We start from the raw sequence: 24,198 nt of genomic DNA on the forward strand, positions 1-24,198 counted from the left end.
GAGGGACCGGGCGGCAGGAGACAGCGTGGCGGGGCTGGGCCGGCAGGGCGAGGAAGCGGGCGCGACCGGTGCCGGGGGAGGCGTGTCCCGGCTGGTGGTCCGCGTGTTGCCCGCGATCCTGATCGCCCTGGGGTTCGTCTTCGACCTGGTGACCCCGCCGAGTTTCACGGGTTCTCCCTTCTTCTCGGCGGCCCCACTGATCGCGGCGCCGTTGTTCTCCCTGCGCACGACGTTCCTGACGGGTCTGGCCGCCTCCCTCGCGGTCGTCGCGCTGCACGTCCACAACGGCACCAGTGGGCGGGCCGAGTCGGTGACCGAGCTGGCGACGGTGGTCACCGTCTCCGGGCTGGCGCTCCTGATCAACCGCGTCGTACGGCGCGGCGGCAAGGAACTCGCCTCGGCGCGCGGGATCGCCGAGGCCGCGCAGCGGGCCGTGCTTCCGACGCCCGCCGATCGGATCGGGGGACTGCACGTCGCCGCCTCGTACGAGGCGGCGCAGGCGGACGCCTTCATCGGCGGGGACCTGTACGCCGTCCAGGAGACCCCGTACGGGGTGCGGCTGGTGGTGGGTGACGTGCGCGGCAAGGGGCTGAGCGCGGTGGAGGCCGTCGCGGTGGTGCTGGGCGCCTTCCGGGAGGCGGCGGAGTACGAACCGTCGCTGGAGGCGCTCGCGCGGCGGCTGGAGCGCGCGTTGGCCCGGGAGGGGACCCGGCGCGACAGCCTGGACGCGGTGGAGGGGTTCACCACGTGCGTGCTCGGCGAGGTCCCGAAGGGTTCGGCGGTGCTGCGGCTCGTCAACCGGGGCCACCCCGAGCCGTTGCTGCTGCATCCCGACGGGGGGCTGGTGGTGCTCGCGCCGGCCGTGCGCGCGCTGCCGCTGGGCATGGGCCTGAAGGCGCCCTCGCCCGACCGGGCCGAGGAGTGGCCGTTCCCCGAGGGCGGCACGCTGTTGCTGTACACGGACGGGTTGACGGAGGCCCGGGACGCGGAGGGCAGGTTCTACGACCCGGCGGGCCGGTTGCGGGGGAGGGTCTTCCCCGGACCGGACGAACTGCTCGACGCGCTCAACGGTGATGTGCGCCGACACACGGGCGGCGGGGCGATCGACGACATGGCGCTGCTGGCGGTGGGCCGCCCGGCGCGGGGGCAGCCGGAGCGTCGTCGGACGGTTCCGGTGGTCAGTCGTGAGGATTCGAGGTGAGGACCTCGCGGTCACGGTGAGTGTGTGAAGTGGCGCACTCCGTTAAGTCTCTGACGGGTCGTCACTTCGCCACTGTGGCTGAAGTGGTGAGGGTGTGCGTTGATTTTTGCCCGAGTTGAGCGCTATCGGGCTCAATGTCCAGGCCAAGGCTATTCGGGCAGTGGCTGATTGGTGTTAACGATCAATCGCAACAGCTTGGAATCACTCCCCCGCGTCTATTACCGTTCGATAACGCAGCGCGGTCGTCCCAGCCGTCGCAAGAGACGGCGCCGCGCGCGTTCCCCTGCTTTGAGGAGTGTGCCCCCGTGGCCTCCAACTCGCCTGCCCAAGACGGCGTCGACATCCAGGAGTCGCCCACGGCGGGCGCCTGGGGCGAGTGGAACCCGACCGAGGACTCGGCCCGGCCGCTCCGCGGCAAGCACCGCGTCCTCAAGCCGCGCGGCGGACTGGCCCGCAGCTCGACCGTGCTCGGTGTCGGCGTCATAGCCGCCGTCGGCGCGGGCGGCATGGCCACCGCGCAGGACCGCCCCCAAGTGGCCATCACCATGCCCTCGTTCCCCGACCTGCTGGGTGACGACGACCACGCCTCCGGCGCCGCGGACGAGACCGTGCGGGCCGCACGGGCCGCGAGCATCCCGCAGCAGGTCGGCGGCGGGGACCGGACCCAGGGCCAGGCCGACGCCGGCGCGGCCCTGCTGAACCGCATCCTCCAGCAGGCCGAGACCCGGGCGCACGACGACGACGCCCGCCTCAGGGCGGACGCCGAGCGCGCCGCGCAGGAAGCCGCCGCCCAGGAGGCCAAGGCCAAGCGGGAGGCGGCCGAGAAGGCCGCCGCCGAGAAGGCGGCGCAGGTTGAGAAGGCGGCGCAGGCCGAGAAGGCCGAGAAGGTCCGGGTGGCGGCCGAGAAGGCGGCCGCCGAAGCCGCCGCGGCGGCCAAGGCCGAGGCGGAACGCCCCGCGCAGGCATCCGGCGACTTCGTCCTGCCGACCTCCGCCTACACGCTCACCTCGCACTACGGCGACTCCGGCTCCATGTGGTCCTCCGGCCACCACACCGGCCTCGACTTCGCCGCCCCGACCGGCACCCCGGTCAAGGCCGTGGGCAGCGGGAAGATCACCTCGGCCGGCTACTCCGGGGCCTACGGCTACCGGATCGTGCTCCAGCTCGATGACGGCACCGAGATCTGGTACTGCCACCTGTCCTCGATGTCGGTGACCTCCGGGTCCGTGGGCGCGGGCGACACCATCGGCCGCGTCGGCGCCACCGGCAACGTCACCGGAGCCCACCTCCACCTGGAAGTCCGCCAGGGCGGCTCCACGACGGACCCGCTCGCGTGGCTGAACTCCAAGGGCCTCAACGTCTGACCCGCCCCCTGGCCCAGGACCACGGCACGGCCGAAGGGCCCCGCGGCTCCGTGAGTCTCAGCGCCTGACGTCGGCCGCGGGCCGTCTCTCGTCCGCGCGCCTCGGTGCCGGTACCGCAGTCAGCGTCGCCCGGCCCGAGGCCGGGACGGGGTCGAACCACGGCGGAAGCAAGTCCTCCATCACGGCCGCCCGCGCGAGGGCGGGCGCCGCCGTGGCCCGACGCAACCACATCCTCCCGAGCAACTCCCGCTCCCGCTGAGCGAAATCCGGTTCCCTGCCCGGTCCGCCGCGGCGGGCGCGGTGGCGCAGCAGGGCGAGCGCGGCGGCGTCCGACTGGTACCGGGCGACGGTCCGGCCGGCCGCGCGGCCACCGGTGCGCCGGGCCAGGGCGCGGGCCAACGACCGGGCCGGCATCGACGCCAGGGCCGGTACCTCCGCCCGGCCGAGCCAGCCGGCGGCGGCGTACACCGCGAGTTCGGCGGCGACGGCCCGCAACAGTCGACGCCGGGTCCGCACGGTGAGCCACAGCAGCAGCCCGAACGCCGGGACCATCACGCAGCCGTAGACCACGTAGAACCCGTACTCCCCGAACTCCGACGAGCTGTTCCACAGCGCGTGCAGGGCCATCGCACAGGCCAGCCCGAGCAGCGGCAGCCCGATCCGCGCCGACCGGCGCGAGCGCAGCAGGCCGGCGCCGAGGCCGAGACCGGTGAGCACCGTGAACAGCGGGTGCGCGAACGGCGACAGGACGATCCGTACGAAGAAGGTCGCCACCGTGAGGGAGTCGAGCACGCCGGCCTCACTGGACAGGTCCTCGTCGAAGGCGTTGCCCAGGTACAGGATGTTCTCGGTGAAGGCGAAGCCGGTGGCGGTGAACCCGGCGAGCACGAAGCCGTCGGCCGGCCCGGCGAGTCGGCGTCTTCGGAAGACGAGCACCAGCACCAGCGCGGCCGCCTTGGCGCTCTCCTCGACGACCGGGGCGATGGCCATCGAGCCGAGCTGATCGGCATCGCCGGGATCGGCGGTGGCCGCGGCGATCCACTGGGTGGCGAAGCTGTTGGCCAGTATGGCGATCAGTGCCGCGGTACAGGCCCCCCAGCCGAAGCAGAACAGCGACTGCCGCCAAGGGCCGGGCGCGGCCCGCCCCGACCACCGGAACGCCGCCATGAGCGGTGGGACCGGCAGCAGGGCGAGACCGAGCCCCACGAAGAAACCGGGTGTGCCGGTCTGCTCCCGCACCAGTTCGAGGATCGCGGCCCCGGGCACGGCGAGCAGCACGACGAGCACGCACGTACGGGCCCGGCCCGACGGACGTGCGAGCACACCCGCGAGCGCTCGATACACGCCATCACCCTAGCGAGCGGCTCTGACACACGGAGTGACCTTGTCAGTTCTCCGAGCGACGGAAGAGCAAGTCGTGTACGACATGCCCCTTGTCGAGGCCCTGGCCCTCGAAGCGGGTGAGCGGACGGAAGTCGGGGCGGGGCGCGTAGCCGCCGTCCGCCTGGGTGTTCTCGAACCGCGGGTGCGCGGTGAGGACTTCCAGCATCTGCTCGGCGTACGGTTCCCAGTCGGTCGCGCAGTGCAGCACCGCGCCGGGCGCCAGACGGGTGGCCGCCAGATCGAGGAACTCGGGCTGGATCAGGCGCCGCTTGTGGTGGCGGGCCTTGGGCCAGGGGTCCGGGAAGTACACGCGCAGCCCGGCGAGGGAGTCCGGCGGCAGCATCTCGCGGAGCAGGATGATCGCGTCGCCGTTGGCGACGCGGACGTTGGTCATGCCGCCCCGCTCGGCGAGCGCGAGCAGATTGCCCTGGCCGGGGGTGTGCACGTCGGCGGCGAGGATCCCGGTGTCGGGGTCGGCGGCGGCCATCTGCGCGGTCGCCTCGCCCATTCCGAAGCCGATCTCCAGGACCACCGGAAGCCCGTCGAACATCGCCTTGAGGTCGAGGACCTCGTGCCCGTCGATGTCCAACCCCCAGGTGCCCCAGAGCCGTTTCAGGGCCTCGCCCTGCCCGGTGGTCACCCGGCTGCGGCGCGGCTGGAAGCTGCGGATCCGACGCTCGTGGTGCGAGCCCGCCGGGTCGGGCGCGGGCCCGTCCGGGAAGCGGGGCTCGGTGCGCCACTTGGGAGGCGTGTACGTGGCGCCGCCCTCGGGGGCGCTCGGCGACTGGGGATTCATGGGCTCAGACACAATGCGCCGATTCTACGACCCGGCCCACCCCGCCGCCCGTCCCCGGCCCGCCGGGTCATCGGGCCGAGGCCGCCGGACCAGGTCGCCGGGTCGGACCGGGTCGTCGCGTCGGACGAGGTCGTCGGGTCGGTCCGCCGGGTCCGGTCGGTCTTGCGCGCCGCGGAGGGTCGTCGGGTCGGTCAGGCCGTGTGCAGGGTGGCCAGGGCGCGCCGGGCCACCTCGCGCCCGATCGGGAGCGACGCGGTCGCGGCCGGCGACGGGGCGTTGAGGACGTGCACCGTGCGCGGCGCCTCCCGGATCAGGAAGTCGTCCACGAGCGTCCCGTCGCGCAGGACGGCCTGCGCCCGCACCCCGGCCGAGGCCGGGACCAGGTCCGAGGATTCAACCGCCGGCAGCAGCCGCCGCACGGCCTCGGTGAACGCCCGTTTCGACAGCGACCGCCGGATCTCGCCCGCGCCGTACCGCCAGTGCCGGGCGGCCATCCGCCAGGACCCCGGCCAGGCGAGCTCGTCGGCGAGGTCCCGCGGCCGGACCACGCCCCACCCGTACCCCTCCCGCGCGAGCGCCGGCACCGCGTTCGGGCCGACGTGGACCCCGCCGCCGATGCCCCGGGTCAGGTGCACCCCGAGGAAGGGGAACGCCGGGTCCGGCACCGGGTAGACCAGCCCCCGGACCAGCGACGGCCGCGCCAGGTCGTAGTACTCGCCCCGGAACGGCACGATCCGCATCCCCGGGTCGTCGCCGGCCAGCCGCGCGATCCGGTCGCACTGCAGCCCGGCGCAGTTCACCAGCGCCCGTGCCCGCACCACCGTGCCCGACGTGGTGCGCACCGCGACCCCGCCGGAGCGTCGCGAGATCAGGTCGACCGCGCCGCCGTAGACGATCTCCGCCCCGGAGGACTCCGCCAGCTGGGCCGCGACCTGTCCGTAGTCCACGATCCCGGTCGTGCCGACATGGATCGCGGCCAGCCCGCGCACCTCCGGCTCGTACTCGGAGATCTGGGCCGGGCCCAGCTCCCGCACGGGGATGCCGTTCTCCCGGCCCCGCTGGACCAGTGCGTGCAACCGCGGCAGCTCGGACCGCTCCGTGGCGACGATCAGCTTGCCCGTCACCTCGTGCGCGATCCCGTGCTCCGCGCAGAACTTGACCATCTCGGCGGCCCCGCCGACCGCGAACCGCGCCTTCAGCGAGCCCGGCCGGTAGTAGATGCCGCTGTGGATCACCCCGCTGTTGCGTCCGGTCTGGTGCCGGGCCGGGCCGGGCTCCTTCTCCAGGACGACCACCCGGGTCCCCGGGGCCAGCCGCGACAGGGCATGCGCTGTCGACAGGCCGACGATTCCGCCACCGATCACCAGTACGTCGCAGTCCACGCCGCCGCCCACGCTGACACCTCCCACCCCTGCATACTGCACCCCGCCACCGACAACGTGGCTACGCGGGGGCGACCAGCAGCGGCCGGGCCCGTTCGCGCAGCTCCACGACACGCGGTTCGTCCCCGTACGGTTCCAGCCGGTGCAGCAGGTCCCGTACGTACTCGTTCGTCCGCGCGGAAGAGATCCGCCCCGCGACCTCTACTGCCCGGGTACCGGCCGCGCACGCCGCGTCGAGGTTGCCCGACTCCAGTTCCGCGACCGCGCTCACCACCAGGCGCAGGCCGTGCGAGCGCACGTACTCCTCGGTCGGGCGTGACAGCGCCTGCTCGGTGAAGCGGCGTACCTGCCGGGGGAGTTTGAGGTCTCGGTAACATTCCGCCGCATCAGCCGCGAACCGGTCGTACGAGTAGAAACCCAGCCAGGTCGGATCCGCGTCGCCCTCCCGGGCCCGTTCGAGCCAGCCCTCGGACGCCCGCAGCGCCGCCCCGGCGGCCACCGGGTCGCCGGCCTTCGCGTGCGCCCGGGCCTCGACGAGGCGGAAGAAGCTCATGGTGCGGGCGGTGGCGAGGCCGCGGTTGCGCTCGACGGCGGCCTGGGCCAGGTCCACGCCCTCGTCCGGGAAGTCGCGGTAGGTCGCCTGGAGGGACATCGAGGCCAGCACGTACCCGCCGAGCGGCACGTCCGCGGCGGCCCGGGCGAGCCTCAGTGCCTGGATGTAGTAGCGCTGGGCCGCTTCCTGCTGACCGGTGTCGAAGGCCATCCACCCGGCCAGCCGAGTCAGTTCGGCGGTGGCACCGAACAGCGCGCGCCCCACCTCGTCGGTGTACGCGCCGAGCAGCAGGGGCGCCGCGTCCACCCGCAGGCACTCCGGGACCATCGAGGAACGCCAGTCCCCGCCGCCGTACTTGGAGTCCCAGCGGCGCGCGTCCTCGGCGGCCTCGCGCAGTTTGGTGACGTCGCTGTGGCCCACGCGCTGCGGGAGCGCCTCCGACAGCGCCGAGGCACCCTTCGTCGCACCACCCGGTTCGCGCGGGGCGTGCGCGGTACGCGGGGTGGAGGCGACGCGCGGGGTCTCCGGGATCCGCGGGATCACGTCGGAGGGCGCGGACGGGGCGGAGAGCGGGGACGGGACGGACAGCGGGGGCACGGTGGACCGCGCTTCCGTCGGGAGTTCCCGCGCCGGCGACTCGCCCGAACCGGCCCCCGGCTCACGCGCGACGGAGCTGTCGGCGGGGGATATCAGCCAGCGCGAAGCGGGTGTCGCGTACGCGGACACGGCGAAGGAGCCGGCCAACGACTGCCAGATCCCGCCACCGCCCCGCCGGCCCGCGAGGTCGAGCCGGTACAGGTCCGTGGCCGACCGCACCGCCGCCCCCACGTCGCGGGGGAAGGCCAGGCCGACCTCCGGCGCGGGGTCGGCGTCCGCCAGCCCGATCTCGTGCAGCGGCACCGGCCGCCCCAGCTTCGCCCCGATCGCGGCGGCGATCAGATGCGGGGCGGCGCCCTGCGGCACCATCCCCTTGGACACCCAACGCGCCACCGACGTCTTGTCGTACCGAAGCGTCAGGCCGCGCTGTGCGCCGAGGTCGTTCACCCGCCGGGCCAGCCCCGCGTTGCTGATGCCCGCGAGGGCGAGGACGGCGCCGAGCTTCTCATTGGGCTCGCGGAGCTCCCTGGACATGCGCCACCCCTCGTCACACGCGGAACGCAGACGCCGCCGGGGCATAGGCGCCCGGCATTTCGTAAACCCAGCGTAGTTCCCCGCCTCCCAAGCGTTAAGGCCTCCACTTCCGTATGGCGGGATTGTTGTCCGTACGCACAGTCGGGTGGGGCCCACACCCGGGGCGCCCGTGTCAGCGCGTGCTCCGTCCGTGTGGCCGTGCGCCCGGCCGTGCGCTCTGGTTGCCCCCCGGGCCCGACGATTCGATGTGCGGTGCGTGGGTCGGCCCGCCGCGTGGATCGGGTGGGCCGGGGGACGCCGCTGCCCCAATCCCCGCGGGTGGCGGAACGGTTCGGGGGGTGGATCCCGCCTCCCGGGCCGCGCCCCGGGAAGCCGGGCCGCGCGGGAAATCAGCACGGCCGAAGAATGGCCGAAACCGACCTATGGGACGCCGGGCACGGAACGCCAAATACCGCGTGGCGGGGGCGTGTTCGTTTGCATGTGCGCCCCCCTTAACCCCTCTCGCACGCCTGTCTCGTGGCAGCATGGACCCCGAGCCACCCGGGGCCCGTACGGTCGCGCCCGCACGCCGACCACGCTGTACGTGCCCCGGTCATGTGCCCACGGGCTGGGGAGGCGGCGGCGTGCGCTGGTTGGTCGGGTGGAGCAGTATCGCCGCGAGCTTCGGCACGGCCGGACGCGTCTCCGGCCAGGGCGTTTCCGGTTCCGCGTACGGGTCCTCGCACCGACCCGGCGCCGACGGCCCCTCGTACGCGACCGCCTACGCGGACCCCCCGCACGGAGGCATCGCCGACGCCGCCCACCCCGACGATCCCGCCGCCCGGGACGCCGAACGCACCGTCCAACCCGTCGGCGCCCAACTCCTGTGGGGCGACCCCGACCCCCTCTGGGCCGTCGGCGACTGGCGCCCCGACGAGATCCGCACCGTCACCGCCGACCCCGCCGACCCGTTCACCCGGCTCGCCGTCCTCGGCTGCTGCGGAGCCACCGACGCCGAACTGCGCCGCGCCCTGTACGCCGCCCGCGGCGGCGCCCTGCGCCACCTCACACAGTGGTCCGGCAGCTACACCGCCGTCGTCCAGGCCGGCCGCCGCATCACCGTCCTCGGCGACCTCGCCGGCGCCCGCCCCGTCTTCTACACGCCCTGGGCGGGCGGCACCGCGTACGCCACCGCCGCGCTCCCGCTCGCCGACCTCATCGAGGCACAGCTCGACATCGGCCACCTCGCCGCCCTCCTGGCCTGCCCCGACAGCCCCGAGGCACTGGGCGACGGCACACCGTACGTCGGCGTTCGACGCATCCCGCCCGGCCACACCCTGATCCTGCGCGAGGGCTCCCGCGAGATCACCGGCTACGAATCCGTGGCCTCCCTCGCCGTGGCCGCCCCCGAGGCCGACCCCGAGCGTGCCGTGGAGGGCGTGCGCGAAGCATTGGTCGACGCGGTGCGCGCCCGGCTCACGGCGCCCCGCCATGCCCCCGACACCCTGCTCCCCGACCCCGGCCCCGTGCCCGGAATGGGACCCGCCGACCGCCGCGCCGCCCGCGGAGCCCCCGCACCGGGCGTCGGCGCCGACCTCTCCGGCGGCAGCGCCTCCGCGACCCTGGCCCTCCTCGCCGCCGGCCTCCCCGGCTCCCCGGGCACCGTCCTGCGGCAATCCGGCGAACGCCTCCTCGCCGTCACCTTCAACGACCTCGCCACCCCCCAGGGCCGCGAGGGCGAACTCGAACGCGCCCACGCCATCGCCGCCGACCCCCGCCTCCACCACGTCGTCGTGGCCGCCGCCGAGGAAGCCCTCCCGTACGCCGAACTCGACGGCCCGCTCACCGACGAACCCGGCCCCTCCCTCGTCTTCGCCGCCCGCGAACGACGCAGACTCGCCGCCGGCTCCGCCGACCACTTCACCGGCCACGGAGCCCGCCAGGTCCTCGACGCCCATCCCGCCCGACTCGCCGACCTCCTGATGGACCGCCGCAGACGCCACCTCCTGCGCCCCGTCGCCGCCCTCGCCCGCTCCGCCGCCGGCGAGTCCCTGTTCGTCCCGCTCACCGTCTACTCCGCCGCCCGCCGCCTCGCCCGCACCCCGTACCGCGCGGGCATGGAAGCCGCCGCCGCCCGACTGCGCGACGGAGCCCCCTCGGCCGGCGCGCTCACCCCCGTCGACGCCTCCCTCGCCGCCCTGACCTGGTCCCGACCCGGCCCCGCCGCGGGCTGGCTGACCGGTGAAGCCCTCGCCGAGGTCGCGATCCGACTCACCGCCGCCGCGGGACGCCCACCCCTGTCCCTGCGCCCCGGCGAGGCCCGCGCCCGCGCCGTCCTCGCCCGACACGCCGCCGACCACCGGGTCTTCGAGCAGGCCGTCGAGGTACGCAGCCAACGCCTGCACGCCCCCTTCCTCGACAACCAGGTCGTACGGGCCGCCCGCGCCCTCCCCGAGTCCCTGCGCGTCCAACCCGGCGCCCGCGCGACGATCCTGCGCAGCGTCCTGTCCTCCGCCGGAGTACGCGAACTCCCGCCCGGCTGGGGCGTCACCGCCCACACCCCCAACGAGACCGCGACCCGACTCGGCCTGCGCGCCGCCCTCCCCGACCTGCTCGCCCTCTTCGCCGCCCCCCTGCTGGCGGACGCGGGCCTGATCGAGGCCCGCGTCGTGCGACAGGCCCTGCTCGACGCGGCCGACGGCCGGCCGGTCCCGCTGGACGGACTCGCCGAACTCGTCTCCATGGAACTGTGGCTGCACCGCCTCCTCGCCCGCCGCGGCACCTGCTGGACGGGCACCACCGCCCCCCGCCGCCGCGCCGTCCCCACAGGCATCCCCCACCGCCGCCCAGCCCTGTCCTGACCCCCGCCGATCCCCCGGTTACCGCCGCCCGAATCCAGCCCCGCCACCCCCCGGCGCCCCACGACCGCTCCCACCACCCATCCGGCCCCGCCGATCGGTGATCCCCCGGGTACCGCCGCCCGAATCCGGTTCTGCCGATGCGTGGTGTTCCGGGGCGGCGCCCGAATCCGGCTCCGCTGCGCCCTGGCGCCGCACCCGCACCGCGCCCAATCCAGCCTCGCCGGCGTTTGAGGCGCCCGGCGCAGCCGGGGCCGGCAGCGACACGGCGGCACGGGCACGCGGCAGGCAACCGTTCCCCGAACGCCGATCCCCCGGGTACCGCCGCCCGAATCCGGTTCCGCCGATCCGTGGTGTCCCGGGACCGTGCCCGAATCCAGTCCCGCTGCGCCTTGGAGCCGCACCCGCACCGCGCCCAATCCAGCCTCGCCGGCGTTTGAGGCGCCCGGCGCAGCCGGGCCGGCAGCGACACGGCGGCAGCGACACGGCGGCACACGACACAGCGACCCACGACCCACGACCCACGGCACGTACCCAGGGGCTCGGGCCCCGGGCCCGGGACACCCACCCCGCCCAGGGGCCCGGACCCCGGCCCGGGACACCCCCACCCCTGCCCGGGACCCCCCACCCCCGGCCAGGGGAAGGGCATGCCCCCGCCACAAATCCCCACCCACCCCGGCCAGGGGAAGGGCAGAATTGCCCGGTGCAGTACCTCATCCTCGGTCCCACCGAGGCCCGCGACGACTCCCACGCCCCCCTCCCCATGGGCGGCGCCCGCCTCCGCGCCCTCCTCGCCTCCCTCGCGCTCCGCGCCGGCTCCCCGCTCGCCGTCACCGTGGCGGACCTGGTCGACGAGGTGTGGGGCGACACCCCGCCCAAGGACGCGCCCGCCGCCCTCCAGGCGCTCGTGTCCCGGCTGCGCCGCGCCCTCGGCGACCGTGATCGCGTCCTGCACGACCCGACCGGCGGCTACCGCCTCGCCGCGGCCCGCGAGGACGTGGACCTCCACCGCTTCACCCGGCTCGCCCGCGAAGGCGCCCGCCTGCTCGACGACTCCGCGACGCCCCCCGCCTCCGCCGCCGCGACCCTCCGCTCCGCGCTCGCCCTCTGGCGCGGCCCCGCCCTCGCCGACCTGCCCGAGCCGGCCCGCTCCGCGCTCGCCGCCGTCCCGGAGGCCCTCCGTACGGCCGCGCGGCGCGGCCGGGTCGAGGCCGAACTCCGGGCCGGCGCCACGGACCCGGCGTCCCTGCTGCCCGAGCTGGACGCGCTGATCCACGAGCACCCGTACGACGAACCCCTCCACGTGCTCCAGCTCCGCGCCCTGCGCGCCGCCGGCCGCCCCGCCGACGCCCTCGCCGCGTACGAGCGCACCCGTCGCACCCTCGCCGAGAGCCTGGGCACCGACCCCGGCCCCGCCCTGCGCGCCTTCCACGCGGAACTCTTGCGCCCGCCCCCCGAACCCACCGCATCCCCCGCACCCACCGCACCGCCCGCACCCACCGCACGCCCGGAACCCCCCGCACCCCCCGAACCGCCGGAGGCCCCGCGTGGCAACCTCCGCCCCCGCCTCACCTCCTTCGTGGGCCGCGAGCCCGACCTGGAGGCCCTCCACGGCGACCTGGCCCGACACCGCCTCGTCACCCTCATCGGCCCCGGCGGCTCCGGGAAGACCCGCCTCGCCGAGCACGCGGCCGCCGCCCACCCCGAACCGGGCTGGCTCGTCGAACTCGCCCGTCTCGACCACCCGGCGGCCGTCCCCGGCGCCGTGCTCAGCGCCCTCGGCCTGCGCGAGAACGGCCTGGTCGCCCGCGAGAAGACACCGGCCGAGGACCCCACCACCCTGCTCATCGACCACTGCGCCCACCGCGCCCTGCTGCTCGTCCTCGACAACTGCGAGCACGTCATCGGCGCGGCCGCCGACCTCGCCGACCGGCTCCTCGCCCACTGCCCCGGCCTCCGCGTCCTCGCCACCAGCCGCGAACCCCTCGGCGTCCCCGGCGAGGCGCTGCGCCCCGTGGAACCCCTGCCGCCCGACCCCGCGCACCGACTGTTCGCCGACCGGGCGGCGGCCGCCCAGCCCGGGTTCACCCCGGACGACGACCCGGCCGCCGTCGCCGAGATCTGCGCCCGCCTCGACGGCCTTCCGCTCGCCATCGAACTCGCCGCCGCCCGGCTGCGGCTGCTCACCCCGCGCCAGATCGCCGACCGGCTCGACGACCGGTTCCGGCTCCTGACCGGCGGATCCCGCACGCTCCTGCCCCGCCAACAGACCCTGCGGGCCGTCGTGGACTGGTCCTGGGACCTCCTCACCGAATCCGAACGCGTCGTTCTGCGCCGCCTCGCCGTCTTCACCGGCGGCTGCGACCTGACCGCCGCCGAGGCCGTCTGCGCGGAACCCGCCCTCGACGTGGCCGACGTCCTCGGCTCCCTCGTCGACAAGTCCCTCGTCCTGGCCGAGCCCACTTCCGACGGCATGCGGTACCGGATGCTCGAAACCATCCACGAGTACGCCATCTCCCGCGCCGCCGACGAGCCGGCGCAGGCCCGCACGACCGCCCTGCGCCACGCCGCGCACTTCCTCGCCCTCACGGAGGAAGCCGAACCCCTGCTGCGCACGGCCGCCCAACTGCCCTGGATCCGGCGCGTCGAGATCGAGTTGGACAACCTCCGGGCCGCCCTCGACCTGGCCGTGCGGGACGGCGACGCCGACACGGCCCAACGCCTGGTCTTCGCCCTGGGCTGGTTCTGGTGGTTGCGCAACTACCGAATCGAGGGCGCCGAGTGGACCGCCCGGGTCCTCGCCCTCACCCCGACCGAACCGCCCGAGGACTCACCCGAGTACCTGGCTCACCAGCGCCTCCAGGTGCTCAGCATGTTCCTGCGTTCGGAATCCAGCGAGGCCGAGGAGTTCCGCACCCCCGAGTACCGGGCGCTCGCCCGCCGCATGAAGGAAACCTTCCGCCACGGCTCCCCGGAGACCAGCGCCTTCCCCGGCATCCTGTGGCCCACGACCGCCCTCCTCACCGGCGATCTCCTCGACTTCCACACCGACCTCGACGAAGCCGTCGAGAACTGCCGCCGGCACGGCGGGGATTGGGAACTCGGCATCGTCCTCATGCTCCGCACCCATGTCGCCATCGACATGACCGGAGGGCTGCACACCGTCGACGCCGACCTCGTCGAACTCCACGAGATCGCCGCCCGTGTCGGCGACCGCTGGACGCGGGCGCAGGTGTCGAGCGCCGCCGGCGAGGTGGCCCTCTCCCGTGGTCAGTACGACTGGGCCCGCATCGAGTACGAGGAGTGCCTGCGCCTCGCCCGCGAGGTCGGCGCCCACATCGAGGCGCCCTTCGCCATCGCCCGGATCGCGGAGACCGCCTACTGCTCCGGGGACATGGAAGGCGCCGAACGTCTCCTCGCCGAGTCGGACCGCGAGTCCCGCAAGTACGGAGGGGTGTACGACGTACGGGCCTTCGCACGCCTGCTCGCCTCGATGATCGCCCTCTACCGGGGCGACCACGCCAAGGCCCGTGCCGAGTACGTCGTGGCCCGCGCCGAATCCAAGGGGGCCGGCGTCCCCCCGCAGTTCATCGCGGGGCTCGACAACATCGAAGCCCTCCTCGTCGCACACGACCAGGGTCCGCGCGCCGCTCTCGCCGGCGCCGTGCCCGCTTTCGCCGACGCGATCTCCACGCACTGCGCGGAACGGGTCCTGGCAGCCCTCGCCGAGACCGCGGCCGGGCTGCTGGCCGCCACCGACCGGCCCGGCGAAGCCCTGCGGGTCCTCGGGGCGGCCACCGCATGGCGCTCGGGGCACCCCCGCTCGGTCCCCGAGGAGGCGTTCCTCGCCGGGTTCCCCGAACGGGCCCGCGCCCTTCTCGGCCCCGCCCGCTCCGCGGCGGAGGAAGCCGCGGGCGCCGCACTGACCCCGCCCGAGGTCGCAGCCCTGCTCAAGAGCAGCTGATCACCGCGCTCAGGAACAACTGATCACCGCGCTCAAGAGCAGCTGATCACCGCGCTCGAAGCAACTGATCACCACGCTCAGGAGCAGCTGATCACCGCGTCGGCCCAGCTCGCCAACGCCGGCAGACGGCCAGGCCCGACCCGCTCCACCACCAGACGCAACGACTTGTACCCGGCCGGCGACACCTCGACGCGGGCCGGCGCGTCGCCGTACCCCAGGGCGCCGGACCGCCACAGTCGCCGCCCGTCGCCGTACACCGAGAACCGGACCTCGGCGTCCGTCAGCAGCGCCAGACCGTCCACCCCGGCCCGCGCGGAGAAGCTCGCGCACTGCCGGTTGAGGCTGATCTCCACCGAGGAACGGGCGTCGACGGTGATGCCCTGCGAGAACCGCCGCCCCCCGACCTCCAGCCCCCAGCGCTGCCACACCCAGCTACCGCCCCAGGTCCGCAGCTCCGGTCCGGTGTGCTTCCCGTACCCGGAGTATCCGAGCCGCGCCAACGCGAACCCCTGCGCCGGCGCGGGCACCGCCGGAGCCGGCGACTTCGGTGGCGTCCGGGTGGGCGAGGGCTTCGGCGCCGGGCGCACGACGGCCGCCTTCGACGCCGACGGCCTGGCCGAAGGCGCCCGACTCGGCGCCGCCGGCGGGGCACTGCGCCGAGGCGGTACGGCAACCCGCGCCACCGGCGCCTTCACCACCGGGGCCCTCGTCTCCGGTGGGCTCGGCTCCGGCGCCGCCACCGCGGGCGCGGCCTTCGCCCGGGGCTGCGGCGCGGAATCGTCCCCGGCCAGCGCGAACACCACCCCGGCGGCCGCCGCGACGGCGATCCCGGCGGCGATGGCGGCCTTGGCCGGCAAGCCCAGCCCCTCGGAAACCACCGCACCCCCGGCCCCGGCCGAAGCACCGCCACCCGCACCAGCACCCGCACCCGCGGCCCCCGCCCCGGCACCCGCCCCCGCCGAGGAGCCACCGACCGCGGCGGCGGCAGCCCCCGCACCACCGGCGGCCACGGCCCCACCGGCCACCACCCCGGCCGCCTTCAACGCGTACCCGGCGGCGAACCACCCGATGACCGCCACCGGCAACAGCGCGGGAATCCCCGCGTTGACGTCCTTGAGCTCCCCGGCGGCGAGCCTGCACTTGACGCACTCCTCCAAGTGCTTGCGCAGCCCCCGCTCCGCCCGCACCCGCAACCCGCCCCGCGCATAAGCGCCCAGCCGGTCCGCGTACCGCGCGCAGTCCCCGCCCTCGACCAACGCCGAGCTCACGTGCGCCTGCAAGTAGGCCTGCTTGAGCCCTTCACGGGCCCGACTGGCCAGCACCGCGGTCGCGTTGGGGCTCAGCCCGAACAACGGGGCGATCGCACTCGGCGAAGCCTCCTCGACGGTCGTGTGCCACAGCACGGCCTGCCACCGCTCGGGCAGGCTCCGGAAGGCGCGCATCGCCAGGGACTGCTCGGCCTCGTGCATCGCCCGAACGTCCGCGCCCCACTGCAAGGTGTCGTCCCCGGAGAGCCCGGCCAGCCCGGCGCCGCCCTCCGCACCAGTGGCCGCCTGCTCCGCGAACACCGCGAAGTCCTCGACCAACTGCTCCCGTTTGGCGGTCTTCGCCCACGAGGCCGCGACCCGCCGCACGGTGGTGAGCAGGTAGGCCCGCACCGAATGGTCCGGCCCCGCCCCGCCCCGCACCGCCTGGAGGGTCCGTGCGAACACCTCGCCGGTCAGGTCGTCGGCGGTGTGCGCGTCCCGGCAGCAGGTGCGCGCGTAGCGCCGTACGGAATCGGCGTGCCGACGGAACAACTCCTCGTACGATCCATCGTCGCCCCCACGCATCCGGGCAATCAAGTCCGCGTCGGATGGCGGCAGTTCGCCGTCGTCGACTCCCGAACCGAGGTGCCGGCCACCCGGCTCGCGCTGCGCGGGTACCTGCCGGGCGGGCAGGCTGCCCGCCTCGACCTCGCCGCCGGCGCCACCGAGTGACTCGTCTCGCCCGTCAACGTTCATTGCGGAAGCCCCCGCACGGCACACTCAACCGGTACACCGATTCAGCGTGGCACACGGCGCGGCCGCGCCGGCCCCCTCTCACCGCCATCCACTCATCCGGGGAGCATCCGGCGAATCGCCGTGCTGATCCTCACCCGTTCGAGCGAGTGGCCGTTCGAGGGAACCGATTGACCGCTTCCGTGAACGCCACCCGATACGAAGCGCCCGACACGGCTCCCACCGCATGGCACCGCCACACGCCGAGCCCCGCACCGACAGCCCGCACCGAGCCGGTCACCCCACGCCGATCACCGCACCGAGCCGCCCACCGCACGCCGATGACCACGCCAGCCGGCCACCCCACGCCGGTCACCGCACCGAGCCGGCCACCGCACGTCGATGACCACGCCAGCCGGCCACAGCACTCCGGTCAGCGCAGGCCGGTCAACGCACGCCGGTCACGACGCCGAGCCGATCACCGCACCCGAGCCGATCACGACCCGCCGATCACCGCACCCGAGCCGATCACGACCCGCCGCCGTCACCGCGCCGAGCCGATCACGACCCGCCGCCGTCACCGCGCCGGGTCCCCGCGCCGCGCCGGGTCTCCGCGCCGCGCCGGGTCTCCGCGCCGCAGCACCGGGTCTCCGCGCCGCAGCACCGGGTCTCCGCGCCACGACTCAGACAGTGCGCGACCGCAGACCCTCCAGCAGGATCTCCAGCAGTCGGGCCGAAGCCGCGGCCTGCTGCGCCGGGTCCGGAAGCGCGGGCGCGGCGGTCGCTATCACCAGCAGCACATCGGCCACGGTGACGTCGGCACGCAACTCACCCGCCTCCCGGGCGCGGTCCACCAGCCGGCCGACCACCTCCAGCAGGGCACCCGCGCCGGAGTCGTCCGAGAGTTCGTCCTCGACGGCCGTCCGCGCGCCCACGACCCGAAGGTCCGGCCCGCCGGTCCCGCCGGCCTGACGCTGGTGCGGAACCCTGGCGGCCTCGGCCTCCTCGATCCCGTCCTCGGCGGCCGAGCCGACCCGCAGCACCTGCGGCGGGAGCAGCCGGCCGGCGCCGGAGGCCACGGAGGTGCGCAGGAAGCGCGACAGCGCCTGCCACGGCTCCTCCTCCTGGCCCAGAGCGGACGTGGCCTGGTCGGTCAGCCGGGCGGTCTCTTCCTCGGCTATTCGCCGGACCAGTACGTCCTTGCTCGGGAAGCGCCGGTACACCGTGCCGACACCGACGCGGGCGCGCCGCGCCACGTCCTCCATGGGAGCCCCGTAGCCCAGCTCGCCGAACACCTCGCGGGCCGCGCGCAGGACGTGTTCGAGGTTGCGCTGGGCGTCGACACGCAGCGGCGTGGAGCGACCCATTCCGTGCGTGGTGGCACCTGTCATCACGCGGCCGCTGTCAGCAGACAGAGCGGTCGCAGAGCCATGAAAATCGGAAATGTGCATATGTTTCCCCCGGTAATCATCTGTCTCCCCCCGGAGACACTCCCCGCCTTCACGCCGAGGGGGGCCACGGTCACGGGGCCCTGGTCCTACTCCTCGACGAGTTACGAACATAGTTGAGCCAGAGTCAATTCAGAAGGGGCAGCCCCGGACGGAGCACCGCCCGATCGGAGCATTCACCCCCACTTTTCCGCCGCAAGCCTCCGGAATCACTCCCTCCGCACCTGCTGACCTGCGCTCCTGCACCCGGATTCAGACCCCCTGGCAGTCCCGCCCCACCACTCTCTCCGGTCACACAATCTGCCGGGCCTGTGGACAAACTCCCGGCCACGTTGCGTCATGGGATGGTGAAGGCTGCTAACTCGCGGGGCACGGCCCCCGGTACCCCGCCCCGAACGCGCATCCTCATCGTGGGCGGCGGATACGTCGGCATGTACACGGCGCTCCGGCTCCAGCGAAAGCTGAGATCCGGCGAAGCCGAGGTCACGGTGATCACTCCCGAGCCCTACATGACGTACCAGCCCTTCCTCCCCGAGGCGGCCGCCGGACTGATCTCCCCACGCCACGTCGTCGTACCCCTGCGCCGCGTCCTGGCCAAGTGCCGCATCGTCATCGGTCAGGCCCAGCGCATCGACCACGCCAAGCGCGTCGCGACCGTCACCACCCTCGCCACCGCCGAGGAAGGCGCCGGCGACATCGAGATCGCCTACGACGAACTCGTCCTCGCGCCCGGCTCCGTCTCGCGCACCCTCCCCGTCCCGGGGCTCGCCGACTACGGCATCGGATTCAAGACGGTCGAAGAGGCCATCGGCCTGCGCAACCACGTCATCGAACAGATGGACATCGCCTCCTCCACCCGCGACCCCGCCATCCGCGACGCCGCCCTCACCTTCGTCTTCGTGGGCGGCGGATACGCGGGAGTCGAAGCCCTCGGCGAACTGGAGGACATGGCGCGATTCGCAGCCCGGTACTACCACAACATCAAGCCCGAGGACATGAAATGGGTGCTGGTCGAGGCCAGCGACCGCATCCTCCCCGAAGTCGGCCCCGAAATGGGCGTCTACACCGTGCGTGAACTGCGCCGACGCAACATCGACGTACGCCTGGAAACCCGCCTCGAATCCTGCGAGAACCGCGTCGCCGTCCTCAGCGACGGCGCCCGCTTCCCCACCCGCACCGTCGTCTGGACCGCCGGCGTCAAACCCCACCCGATCCTCGCCGCCTGCGACCTGCCCAAGAACGAACGCGGCCGGCTCGCCTGCACAGCCTTCCTCACCGTCGAGGGCGTCGAACACGCCTGGGCGGCCGGAGACGCGGCAGCCGTCCCCGACATCACCGCCGCCGAACCGGGCCGCGAATGCGCCCCCAACGCGCAGCACGCCGTCCGCCAGGCCCGGTCCCTCGCCGACAACCTCCTCGCCGCCCTGCGCGACGAGGTCCTCACCGAGTACGCCCACAAGTACGCCGGTTCCGTCGCCTCCCTCGGCCTCCACAAGGGCGTCGCGTACATCTACGGCCGCAAGCTCAAGGGCTACCCGGCCTGGCTGATGCACCGCACCTACCACCTCAGCCGCGTCCCCACCTTCAACCGCAAGATGCGCGTTCTTGCGGAATGGACCCTCTCAGGTCTGTTCAAACGGGAGATCGTCTCCCTAGGCTCCCTCGAACACCCCAGGGCAGAATTCGAACTCGCGGCAGGAGGCGGCCCCAAGCACCCGTCACCCCCACCCGCGCCCCAACCGCCGAAGGACGGCCAGAGCTGACGTTGTCAGTCCGGTCGGCCACACTGGACGTGTGACCATAGGTGGGCTCACACCTGCACAGAGTGACACCGTCCGCGATCGACTCCTGGGGGGCACCGCCCAGCGGCAGCTGGGGGAGACACAGCGACCACTTGCGACACCACGAGGCTTGAACGCAGTGAACTTCACCCGCTGGAGCGCCCGGTTCCCCGGAACGCAGCGCCGCGCCGCCGCCCGGACCGAACACGCCGCCGCCCAGGCCAAACGGGGTGAAGGCTCGGTCCCCGCAGCCCGCGGCGCCGCCAACCACGCCCCGGCGCCCCCGAGCGACGGCACCCCCGCGGAACCCACCGTCTCCGGAACGGGCACGGGCCCCCTCCCGGCCGCGCCCACCCTGGACGAACTCTCCGTACGGGAGGTCCTCGGCCTGCTCCCGGCACTCGTCGCCTTCGTCCACGGCCCCGACCACCGCGTCGCGTACGTCAACGACGCCTACGTCGCCGGCTTCGGCCCCCGCACCCCCGGCGCCCCCGCCCACGAGGCCCTCCCCGAACTCGGCGACCTCGGCCTGCTCCCGCTCCTCGACCAGGTCCAGCGCAGCGGCAAGCCCCGTACCGCCAAGAACCGCACCGCGCCCGGCGGCGGCAACTCGTACACGGTCACCTGCACCCCGGTCGAGTTCCCCAAGACCGACACCGAGTCCGCGCGGGAGCCCCACACCGGCGTACTGGTCCACCTCGCCGACGTCACCGACCACGCCGAGGCCGCGGAGCGGCTGCGCGCCAGCGAGCGCCGCCAGCGCGAGGCGGCCGTCACCCTCCAGCGCTCCCTCCTGCCCCAGGAACTGGAACAGCCCGACGACCTCCGCGTCGCCGCCACCTACCAGCCAGGCGGCACCGAGGCGGCCGTCGGCGGCGACTGGTACGACGTCATCACCCTCGGCGCCGGCCGCACCGCCCTCGTCATCGGCGACGTCATGGGCCGCGGCGTCCGCGCCGCCGCCGTCATGGGACAGTTGCGCACCGCCGTCCGCGCGTACGCCCGCCTCGACCTCCCGCCCCACGAGGTCCTCCAACTCCTCGACGGCCTCGCCGCCGAGATCGACGCCAGCCAGATCGCCACCTGCGTCTACGCCGTCCACGACCCCAACGAGGGCCTGCTCGCGTACGCCTCCGCCGGCCACCTCCCGATCCTGGTCCGCGACGAGCACGGCACCGTACGCCGCGCCGCCGACCCCACCGGCCCGCCGCTCGGCACCGGCGGCTGGCTGCACACCTCCGGCACCATCGCCCTGGGCCCCGGCTCCACCGCCGTCCTCTATACCGACGGCCTCGTCGAACGACGCGGCGAGGACATCGACGAGGGCGTCGCCGCCCTCGAACGCGCCCTCGCCGGAGCCCAGGGCACCCCGTCCGTCATCTGCGACCGCCTGATGCGCGCACTCGGCGTGGACGCCGATCACGACGACGACGTCGCCGTGATGGTCCTCCAGCAGCCCGCCCGCACCGGCGCGGACGCCGAGCTCTTCCACAACGCCGCCCTGGAACTCCTCGGAGGCATCGAGGCCGCACCGCGCGCCCGCGCCTTCGCCCAAGGCGTCCTCGCCTCCTGGCGTTTCCCGGTCGAGCTGTGCGACCTCGGTGTACTGGCCGCCAGCGAACTCGTCGCGAACTCCCTCCAGCACGGCACCCCACCCATGCACCTCCGGCTGCGCCGCACCGACCGCCGCCTGATCATCGAGGTCACCGACGGGGACGACCACCTCCCGCGCCGCCGCCGCGCCGAACCGGCCGACGAGACCGGCCGCGGCATCTCCATCGTCGCCACCATCGCCTCCAACTGGGGATCCCGCCGCACCCCGGGCGGCGGCAAGGCCGTCTGGTGCGAGTTCGCACTCCCCGACAAACAGCCCGACAAGCAGTAGGACGACATGACGATGCCCCCGGTCCGAGCGCGGACCGGGGGCATCGTCATGAAGTGACCTACACGGAAGCGGGCTCCGCGGTCTTCGCCACGGCGACCGGAGCCGCCGGCGCCGACGGAGCGCCCTTCAGCAGCGACGGGTTGTCCTGCGCCGGCGTCAACTGCCTGCCGAGCCGCAGCGCCAGCCAGGCGATCCCCAGCGAGACGACCACGAACACCCCGATGTAGAGCGTCGGCACGCCCGCACCGAGCGGCACGCCCAGCGGCCCCAGCGCCAACGCCATCTGCTTGACCAGCGCGAACGCGGAGTTGTACTGCCCCACGGAACCCTCCGGCGCCAGATCCGCGACGAGCGGCGCGAGCGTCGGCGACAGCATCGCCTCGCCGATCCCGAAGAGCGCGTACGTGGTGACGAACGCGGCCGCGGCCATCACGGCGCTCCCGTGCCCCAGCCCCGAGAACCCGGCGATGAGCCAGGCACCGGTCCAGATCAGACCCACCAGCGCGATCACCCGCGACCGCCGCCGCTTCTCGACGAGCCTCAGTACGACGAACTGCGCCACGACGATCGCACCGGTGTTGGCGGCGAGCGCGAACCCGAGCGTGGAAGGCGAGATCCCGGCGGCCTCGGTACCGAAGGCGGCCAGACCCGACTCGAACTGTCCGTAGCAGGCGAAGAAGACCACGAAGCCCAGCACGAGGAGCTTCACCATGGCCTGGTGCCGCAGCATCCGCTTCCAGCCGCCACCCGCCTGCGAGGGGTCCCTCGGCACGGCGTCCTTGATGCTCGGCGCGTGCGGCATCCGAACAGTGACGATCACGCCCGCCAGCACCAGGAACATCACGGCCTCGATGCCGAACAGCAGGGTGAAGCTGCCCGGGTGCGCGACGTCCACGATCTGACCGCCGATGAGCCCACCGATGCCGAGACCGAGGTTCTGCATGAAGAACTGGAGCGCGAAGGCACGCGTACGAGTACTCGGGGTCGAGCACCACACGATCATCGTGGCCAGCGCCGGCTGCATCACGGCCTGCCCGGCACCCAGCGCCAGGGCCGACAGCAGGATCGGCACGAGACCGGTCGACAGCCCCAGGGACAGCGCCCCGAGGGACGCGGCCACCGCCGCACCCATGACGACCGGGACGGGACCACGTCGGTCGATGATCCGACCGGTGAAGGGCAGCGCGACGAGAGCGCCCAAGGCGAAGGCCACGAACGCGCTCGTGGCGGCCATGGAGCCCAGATTCCGCACCTGCGCCACGTAGATGTAGAGGAACGGAACCGTGAAGCCGATGCCGAACGCGGTCAACGCGTTCCCGGCCTGGATCCGCCGCATCGCAGCGCCCATCACCTTGGTCACTTTCACCACCTTGATAACTGAAGCCTGAAGACTTCATCCCTAAAGTTCGAACCTTAACTCTACACATCGAAGGAGTTAGACGCCAACGAGCTCGTGCCATACTTCGGGCCATGGGTGACACCGACGGCACTACGCCTGTCCACGAACCGAGCCTCGACGAGCAGATCGCCGTCTATCAGCGCGAGTTCCAGGACCTCGATCCCCAGGTCGAGAAGGTGGTCTCGGCGCTGAGCCGGCTGAACCGCCGCATGAACGTCGCGTACGGACGACAGACCGCGGCCCTGGGCATCAGCAACGCGGAGTGGGAGGTCCTCAAGGCCCTCGTCATCTCCGGGTCCCCGTACCGCATGGGCCCGAGCGAGCTCGCCAAGCAGTTGGGCCTCACGCCGGCGGCGATGACCCACCGGATCGACCGGATGACGTCGGAGGGCCTGGTCACCCGTGAACGCGACGAGTCCAACCGGGTCCGCGTGATCGTGGAGCTCACGGACGAGGGCCGCAGCAAGTGGCTCGACGCGATGCGCGCGGCCACGGTCTTCGAGGAGGACCTTCTCCAGGACCTCTCCACCGCGGAGCGCGGCGTGCTGGGCGACATGCTGACCCGCCTCCTGGACCGGGTCGAAGACCTCCAAGCCAGGGGTTGACACACCCCCAGCGGATCCGTAAGGTTCTTCGAGTTGTCCCAGAGTCAACTGGTTTTGGCGACAACAACTCCCGCCGCCTCGTTGCGGCACCCAACTCAGCACGATCTCCCACCGGGAACGAATTCGGCATGCCCGAATGAATTTCCGAAGGCCGATTATGAATCGCCTGGGACGTCAACTAGAGTTCTGGGAGTCGGAAGGGCCCAACAGCCCGGAAGACAAACCCCGCTGACTGGGAGTCAGGCCCGAAAGGTTCTGATAGAGTCGGACTCGCCGGAAAGGGAAAACGCGAAAGCGAAGAACCTGGAAGGCGGAAAACAAGCGAGACTGACTCTGATAGAGTCGGAAACGCAAGAACGAAGGAAGCGCCCGGAGGAAAGCCCGAGAGGGTGAGTACAAAGGAAGCGTCCGTTCCTTGAGAACTCAACAGCGTGCCAAAAATCAACGCCAAAAGTTGATACCCCGTCCATTTCGGTGGATGAGGTTCCTT

General features: G+C 73.4%; 15 protein-coding genes. 8 read left to right on the top strand and 7 right to left on the bottom strand.

Translation table 11 applies throughout. The features are described 5' to 3' along the window. Positions 1-25 precede the first annotated feature (25 nt). Both ACFYW3_RS20080 and ACFYW3_RS20085 read left to right on the top strand, forming a co-directional pair. Complete coding sequence (locus ACFYW3_RS20080) at positions 26-1,201, top strand: PP2C family protein-serine/threonine phosphatase (RefSeq protein ID WP_389386903.1); 1,176 nt, start codon at positions 26-28, stop codon at positions 1,199-1,201. Between the two features lie 305 nt (positions 1,202-1,506). Next, a complete protein-coding gene (locus tag ACFYW3_RS20085) occupies positions 1,507-2,565 on the top strand; it encodes a M23 family metallopeptidase (protein WP_389386904.1) in 1,059 nt (352 codons plus the stop codon). A 57-nt stretch (positions 2,566-2,622) separates the two neighbouring features. Here ACFYW3_RS20085 and ACFYW3_RS20090 read toward each other — a convergent pair whose 3' ends face one another. The 4 genes from ACFYW3_RS20090 to ACFYW3_RS20105 form a co-directional block, all read right to left on the bottom strand. Then, positions 2,623-3,909 carry a PrsW family intramembrane metalloprotease gene (locus ACFYW3_RS20090; RefSeq protein ID WP_389386905.1) on the bottom strand — a complete coding sequence of 429 codons (1,287 nt, stop codon included), beginning with the start codon at positions 3,907-3,909 and terminating at the stop codon, positions 2,623-2,625. A 43-nt stretch (positions 3,910-3,952) separates the two neighbouring features. Then, a complete protein-coding gene (gene trmB, locus ACFYW3_RS20095) occupies positions 3,953-4,744 on the bottom strand; it encodes a tRNA (guanosine(46)-N7)-methyltransferase TrmB (protein WP_389386915.1) in 792 nt (263 codons plus the stop codon). Between the two features lie 191 nt (positions 4,745-4,935). Continuing rightward, positions 4,936-6,168 (bottom strand): L-2-hydroxyglutarate oxidase, encoded by a 1,233-nt coding sequence (gene lhgO, locus ACFYW3_RS20100; RefSeq protein WP_351756974.1) that lies wholly within the window; start codon positions 6,166-6,168, stop codon positions 4,936-4,938. Between the two features lie 19 nt (positions 6,169-6,187). Then, positions 6,188-7,810 (bottom strand): sporulation protein, encoded by a 1,623-nt coding sequence (locus ACFYW3_RS20105; protein WP_389386906.1) that lies wholly within the window; start codon positions 7,808-7,810, stop codon positions 6,188-6,190. A 623-nt stretch (positions 7,811-8,433) separates the two neighbouring features. Between ACFYW3_RS20105 and ACFYW3_RS20110 the strand changes: the two genes are divergently transcribed. Together ACFYW3_RS20110 and ACFYW3_RS20115 are read left to right on the top strand one after the other, a co-directional pair. Beyond that, the gene (locus ACFYW3_RS20110; protein ID WP_351756968.1) at positions 8,434-10,650 is read left to right on the top strand and encodes an asparagine synthase-related protein; all 2,217 of its coding nucleotides are present in this window, start codon (positions 8,434-8,436) and stop codon (positions 10,648-10,650) included. A 700-nt stretch (positions 10,651-11,350) separates the two neighbouring features. Then, a complete protein-coding gene (locus tag ACFYW3_RS20115) occupies positions 11,351-14,611 on the top strand; it encodes a BTAD domain-containing putative transcriptional regulator (RefSeq protein WP_389386907.1) in 3,261 nt (1,086 codons plus the stop codon). A gap of 77 nt (positions 14,612-14,688) precedes the next feature. On the opposite strand, the gene ACFYW3_RS20120 is transcribed toward ACFYW3_RS20115, so the two are convergent. Next, positions 14,689-16,443: a sigma-70 family RNA polymerase sigma factor gene (locus ACFYW3_RS20120; protein WP_389386916.1), complete on the bottom strand. Its 1,755-nt coding sequence runs from the start codon at positions 16,441-16,443 to the stop codon at positions 14,689-14,691. Between ACFYW3_RS20120 and ACFYW3_RS20125 the strand changes: the two genes are divergently transcribed. Continuing rightward, positions 16,396-16,590: a hypothetical protein gene (locus ACFYW3_RS20125; RefSeq protein ID WP_389386919.1), complete on the top strand. Its 195-nt coding sequence runs from the start codon at positions 16,396-16,398 to the stop codon at positions 16,588-16,590. The genes ACFYW3_RS20120 and ACFYW3_RS20125 overlap by 48 nt on opposite strands. Positions 16,591-17,273: 683 nt before the next feature. Here ACFYW3_RS20125 and ACFYW3_RS20130 read toward each other — a convergent pair. Next, on the bottom strand, positions 17,274-18,041 hold the full coding sequence (locus ACFYW3_RS20130) for a TetR/AcrR family transcriptional regulator (protein WP_053676183.1): 768 nt from the start codon (positions 18,039-18,041) through the stop codon (positions 17,274-17,276). Positions 18,042-18,382: 341 nt separating this feature from the next. Between ACFYW3_RS20130 and ACFYW3_RS20135 the strand changes: the two genes are divergently transcribed. Both ACFYW3_RS20135 and ACFYW3_RS20140 read left to right on the top strand, forming a co-directional pair. Next, complete coding sequence (locus tag ACFYW3_RS20135) at positions 18,383-19,801, top strand: NAD(P)/FAD-dependent oxidoreductase (protein WP_351756961.1); 1,419 nt, start codon at positions 18,383-18,385, stop codon at positions 19,799-19,801. Between the two features lie 157 nt (positions 19,802-19,958). Further along, complete coding sequence (locus ACFYW3_RS20140) at positions 19,959-21,704, top strand: SpoIIE family protein phosphatase (protein ID WP_389386917.1); 1,746 nt, start codon at positions 19,959-19,961, stop codon at positions 21,702-21,704. A 58-nt stretch (positions 21,705-21,762) separates the two neighbouring features. On the opposite strand, the gene ACFYW3_RS20145 is transcribed toward ACFYW3_RS20140, so the two are convergent. Further along, positions 21,763-23,052 (bottom strand): MFS transporter, encoded by a 1,290-nt coding sequence (locus ACFYW3_RS20145; RefSeq protein WP_389386918.1) that lies wholly within the window; start codon positions 23,050-23,052, stop codon positions 21,763-21,765. Positions 23,053-23,174: 122 nt separating this feature from the next. Here ACFYW3_RS20145 and ACFYW3_RS20150 point away from each other — a divergent pair, with 122 nt between their 5' ends. Further along, positions 23,175-23,708, top strand: a complete 534-nt coding sequence (locus tag ACFYW3_RS20150) for a MarR family winged helix-turn-helix transcriptional regulator (protein ID WP_053676179.1) — start codon at positions 23,175-23,177, stop codon at positions 23,706-23,708. Positions 23,709-24,198 lie beyond the last annotated feature (490 nt).

This window comes from Streptomyces sp. NPDC002602 (assembly GCF_042889445.1).
GTDB lineage: Bacteria > Actinomycetota > Actinomycetes > Streptomycetales > Streptomycetaceae > Streptomyces.